This window comes from Pseudomonas sp. R62 (genome assembly GCF_000257605.1).
Taxonomy (GTDB): domain Bacteria; phylum Pseudomonadota; class Gammaproteobacteria; order Pseudomonadales; family Pseudomonadaceae; genus Aquipseudomonas; species Aquipseudomonas atacamensis.
Genome location: NZ_JH635999.1, coordinates 97,232 through 102,589, shown reverse-complemented (window position 1 = coordinate 102,589; position 5,358 = coordinate 97,232). Strand labels below are relative to the sequence as shown.

General features: G+C 62.1%; 4 protein-coding genes and 1 pseudogene. All 5 read left to right on the top strand.

What is annotated here, in order from left to right:
* Positions 1-604 (top strand): annotated as a pseudogene (locus OQK_RS18870) (hypothetical protein); the annotation flags it as partial.
* A 78-nt stretch (positions 605-682) separates the two neighbouring features.
* Positions 683-1,972 (top strand): M18 family aminopeptidase, encoded by a 1,290-nt coding sequence (locus OQK_RS18865; RefSeq protein ID WP_016773748.1) that lies wholly within the window; start codon positions 683-685, stop codon positions 1,970-1,972.
* 192 nt (positions 1,973-2,164) lie between these two features.
* Complete coding sequence (locus OQK_RS30795; RefSeq protein WP_016773747.1) at positions 2,165-2,341, top strand: hypothetical protein; 177 nt, start codon at positions 2,165-2,167, stop codon at positions 2,339-2,341.
* A 74-nt stretch (positions 2,342-2,415) separates the two neighbouring features.
* The gene (locus tag OQK_RS18860; RefSeq protein WP_016773746.1) at positions 2,416-4,569 is read left to right on the top strand and encodes a mechanosensitive ion channel family protein; all 2,154 of its coding nucleotides are present in this window, start codon (positions 2,416-2,418) and stop codon (positions 4,567-4,569) included.
* Positions 4,570-4,632: 63 nt separating this feature from the next.
* On the top strand, positions 4,633-5,358 hold a 726-nt coding region (locus OQK_RS31485), incomplete at its 3' end, for an amidohydrolase (protein ID WP_238537228.1).

Sequence of the window (5,358 nt, the reverse complement as noted above, 5' to 3'; positions counted from 1 at the left end):
GCTCTACAACAGTGGCTTGTGCGGCGTCACCGATGGCGATTCAGCGCTGCTGGACAAGTCGATCCGGCTGATCGATGAGTGGACGCAGGGCCCGTTCGACATCCATACGATCGAACAGATTGCACTGTCGTTCGCCATGCGCGACCAACCGATCCAGGAAGCGAAGAAATTCGTCTATCACTACTTCGCCGACAAAAACTTCTTCCACGCCATGCAGAAACACTTTTTCGCCCGCCATGGCGAGGCCTTCCACCCCGAACTGCCAGAGCTGTGCTCCGAGGTTCCGCGCAGCAAGCCCGTCCCCTCGACCTGGCAGCGCCTGCGCATCAAGTGGAAGCTGCGCAAAAAGCGCGGCGGCATGAAGAAAGTCGGCCGGGCATTGCTGTTCGGCAGTGCTGCACCTGCCCACCCGTATTACGAGATCTGCCGTCACGAATGGTGGGAATCGGCGTCGCGGGAAATCCTGCGTTGGGACAGCGTTGCGCAAAAGGCCTTCTTCGGCAGCGGCAAGGGCTGGCCGAAGCACCTGCCGAAACCCGCCAGAAAGGATGATCAACAAGCCATCATTGCCTACCTGCGCAAGCGCATCGATCAGCACTCCTGAGCGTGCTTGCGCAAACCACTTGCCCAATGGCGCCGAGTGATGCGTTAAACTGCCGCCCATTGCTGTCTGGAGTTTCTTATGCGCGCAGAGTTGAACCAGGGCCTGATCGACTTTCTCAAGGCCTCCCCTACCCCGTTCCACGCCACCGCCAGCCTCGTTCAGCGTCTGGAGGCCGCCGGTTATGTGCGCCTCGACGAGCGCGAGCCATGGTCCACCGAGGCCAACGGCCGCTATTACGTCACCCGTAACGACTCCTCGATCGTCGCGATCAAAATGGGCCGCAACTCGCCACTGCACGACGGTATCCGTCTGGTCGGCGCCCATACCGACAGCCCGTGCCTGCGGGTCAAGCCGCAACCGGAACTGCAGCGTCAGGGTTTCTGGCAGCTGGGCGTCGAAGTCTACGGCGGTGCGCTGCTGGCGCCGTGGTTTGACCGCGATCTGTCGCTCGCCGGCCGCGTGACCTTCCGCCGTGACGGCAAGGTCGAGAGCCAGTTGATCGACTTCAAGGCACCGATCGCGATCATTCCCAACCTGGCCATTCACCTCAACCGTGAAGCCAACCAGGGCTGGGCGATCAACGCGCAGACCGAACTGCCGCCGATCCTGGCGCAATTTGCCGGTGACGAGCGCGTCGATTTCCGCGCCGTGCTCACTGATCAATTGGCCCGCGAACACGGCCTGAACGCCGACGTGGTGCTGGATTACGAGCTGAGTTTCTACGACACGCAAAGCGCGGCGGTGATCGGCCTGAACGGCGACTTCATTGCCGGTGCGCGTCTGGACAACCTGCTGTCGTGCTACGCCGGCCTGCAAGCGTTGCTCACCGCCGAGACCGACGAAACCTGCGTTCTGGTCTGTAACGACCACGAAGAAGTCGGCTCCTGCTCGGCATGCGGTGCCGACGGCCCGATGCTCGAACAGACCCTGCGCCGCCTGCTGCCGGAAGGTGACGAGTTCGTCCGCACCATCCAGAAATCCCTGTTGGTGTCGGCCGACAACGCCCACGGCGTGCATCCCAACTACGCGGACAAGCACGATGCCAACCACGGCCCGAAACTCAACGCCGGCCCGGTGATCAAGGTCAACAGCAACCAGCGCTACGCCACCAACAGCGAAACCGCCGGCTTCTTCCGCCATCTGTGCATGGCCGAAGAAGTCCCGGTGCAAAGCTTCGTGGTGCGCAGCGACATGGGTTGCGGTTCGACCATTGGCCCGATCACCGCCAGCCATCTGGGTGTGCGCACCGTCGACATTGGCCTGCCGACCTTTGCCATGCACTCGATTCGCGAACTGTGCGGCAGCCATGATCTGGCGCATCTGGTCAAAGTGCTCAGCGCGTTTTATGCCAGCCGTGAATTGCCGTAACGGCTGACAAGCTTCGCGAGCAGGCTCGCTCCCACAATGGAATGCCATTCACCTGTGGGAGCGAGCCTGCTCGCGAAAGCGCCTGTGCAGACAGCAGAATCCTCTCGGCCTGATGCATTCCTGAGCCACATCACACCCTGCCTCGAAAACCCGCCTAGACTGCAAGAATCCTCTACAGACAAGGCAGTCTCCATGATCTCGATGTCCTCCTTCCACGCCATGCTCATTCCCATCCTCAGCGGAATGATCCTGCTGGCCATCGGCTTCAACTTCCGCGACAAGAACGCCGGGGTTTTCGCCATGTGGATCGGCATGCTGATGATCCTCGCCACGGTGGTCTACAAGATCCTCGCCAAACTCAACGAATGACCGCGCCCGGCTCGCATTGCGCCAAGGGGCCTCGTACACTCCAGCGCATCCGCCTATCGCGAGGTTGTCTTCTGGTGTTTGCTCGTCTTTTTGCTTTGCCCGGTCTGCTGCTTGTCTGCCTGATGACGCTGCTGCCGCTGGCGCCCGCCCAGGCAGTCGGTCTGCCCGGCCTGCTCAACACTTCCAAACCGCAGCCTGAAGCCGTGGAACCCCTCGGCCAGTCCCTGGACGAAGTGATCAAGTCGCTGGAAAACGACAAGCAACGCGCGCAGCTGCTCAGTGATCTGAAGAAGCTGCGCGACGCCACGAAAAAAGCGCAGGCCACCCCGGAAGAAGGCGTGCTGGGCCTGATCGGCGGCACCCTCGCCAACTTCGAAAAACAGTTTTCCGGCGCCGACAGCCCGATTACCCGCTGGTCCAACGAATTCGATCTGGCCAAGGACGAACTGACCAGCAAGCTGCTGCCGGCCAATGAATGGCTGCCGATCATCTTCGGCTTCGCGGTGATCCTGATGGTCTGGAGCCTGCTCGCCGCCGCGCTGATCTGGCTCGGCCACCGCGTGCGTCTGCGCTTCGGCCTCACCGAAGAACTGCCGCAACACCCCAAGGCCCTCGACATGCTGCGTTTTGCCTTGCGCAAGCTTGGGCCGTGGCTGATCGCGTTGGTGATCACGGTGTACATGAGCTACGTGCTGCCGTCTTCGCTGGGCAAAAGCCTGGCGATGGTGCTGGCGTATGCCTTGGTGGTCGGCACCTGTTTCTCGGCGATCTGCGTGATCGCCTTCTCCCTGCTCGATGGCCCGCACCGCCATCGCGCGCTGTACATTCTGCGTCATCAGGCGTTTCGGCCGCTGTGGCTGATCGGCAGCTTCGCCGCGTTTGGTGAAGCGCTGAGTGATCCGCGTCTGGTCGAGAGCCTGGGCGTGCATCTGGCGCACACCGCCGCGACCACTGCCAATGTCCTCGCGGCACTGTCGACCGGTCTGTTTATCCTGCGTTTCCGTCGGCCGATTGCGCACCTGATCCGCAACCAACCACTGTCGCGGCGCCTGACCCGCCGCGCCCTCAGCGACACCATCGAAATTCTCGGCACCTTCTGGTACGTGCCGGCACTGGTGCTGGTCGGCATCTCGCTGTTCGCCACCTTCGTCTCCGCCGGCGATACCAGCACCGCGCTGCGGCAGTCGCTGATCTGCACAGTGCTGCTGGTGTTGTGCATGGTCATCAACGGCCTCGTGCGCCGCCATTCACTGAAACCGCAACGCGGGCCGAAACGCCATGCGCTGTATTCGGAGCGCCTGAAAAACTTCTTCTATACCCTGACGCATTTGCTGGTGTGGCTGATCTTCATCGAACTGGGCCTGCGCGTGTGGGGCCATTCGCTGATCGCATTCGCCGAAGGCGATGGCCATGACATCAGCGTCAAACTGTTCAGCCTGATCGGCACGCTGATTTTCTCCTGGCTGATCTGGATCCTCGCCGACACCGCCGTGCACCACGCCCTCACCCGCTCGCGCAAAGGCCTGGCGAATGCGCGGGCGCAGACGATGATGCCGCTGATCCGCAACGTGCTGTTCGTGGCGATTTTCATCATCGCGCTAATCGTCGCCTTGGCGAACATGGGCATGAACGTCACGCCGCTGCTGGCCGGTGCCGGTGTGATCGGTCTGGCCATCGGTTTCGGCGCGCAGTCGCTGGTCGCTGACCTGATCACCGGCCTGTTCATCATCATCGAAGACTCGCTGGCCATCGACGACTACGTCGACGTTGGCGGCCACCTCGGCACCGTCGAAGGTCTGACCATCCGCACCGTGCGCCTGCGCGACATCGACGGCATCGTCCACACCATCCCGTTCAGCGAAATCAAAAGCATCAAGAACTACTCGCGGGAATTCGGCTACGCCATCTTCCGCGTCGCCGTGCCGTACAACATGGAAATCGACGACGCGATCAAACTGATGCGCGACGTCGGCCAAAAGATGCGCAGCGATCCGCTGCAACGCCGCAACATCTGGTCGCCGCTGGAGATTCAGGGCGTGGAAAGTTTCGAGTCCGGCAGCGCGATCCTCCGCGCACGGTTCAAGACTGCGCCGATCAAACAGTGGGAGGTTTCCCGGGCGTTCAATTTGTCGCTGAAAAGGCAACTGGATGAGGCGGGGCTGGATCTGGCGACGCCAAGGATGAGTGTGCAGGTGATTACTGCCGGCGGTGGTCAGCCGAAGGAATAGCACTCAGGCGCACGGTTGCAGTCACAGGCAAGGAAGCCCACAACAATAATCAAGGAGAAGCCCATGCAACTGACGCGCATTGCCCAGACCCTTTTGCTCACCGTGGTCGCCAGCCACGCCAGCGCCGCGACGATGGACAGCGCCCGCGCACGCATCGCCGAGCAGGCGCAGAAGCTCGAACCGGAGCTGCTGGAAACCCGCCGCGACCTTCACGCTCATCCAGAACTTGGCAACACTGAAAAACGCACCGCTGAACTGGTCGCCAAACAGCTGCAAGCCATGGGCCTGGAAGTGAAAACCGGCGTCGCCCGCACCGGCGTTGTAGCCGTGCTGAAAGGCGCCCTGCCCGGCCCGACCGTGGCCCTGCGCGCCGACATGGACGCGCTGCCGGTCAAGGAAGTCTCCGATTTGCCGTTCGCTTCGAAAGCCACAGGCACGTATCTCGACAAGGAAGTCGACGTCATGCACGCCTGCGGCCACGACGCCCACACCGCGATCCTGCTCAGCGCAGCGAAAATTCTGACAGGGATGCGCGACACCCTGCCCGGCACCGTAGTGTTCTACTTCCAGCCCGCCGAAGAAGGCCCGAGCGATTTCATTCCCGACGGCAAAAATACCTGGGGCGCGAAGATGATGGTCGAGGAAGGCGTGATGAAATCGCCGAAACCCGCCGCGGTGTTCGGCCTGCACGTCTGGGCGGGCGTCCCCGCCGGCCAGATCGCCTACCGCCCCGGCCCGACCCTGGCCAGCTCCGACGACCTGCGCATCAAGATCCACGGCAAACAAACC

Excerpts from the sequence above, each read along its gene's own strand:
- OQK_RS30795 (WP_016773747.1), top strand. The coding sequence starts at position 2,165 with ATGATCTCGATGTCCTCCTTCCACGCCATGCTCATTCCCATCCTCAGC.
- OQK_RS18865 (WP_016773748.1), top strand. The coding sequence starts at position 683 with ATGCGCGCAGAGTTGAACCAGGGCCTGATCGACTTTCTCAAGGCCTCC.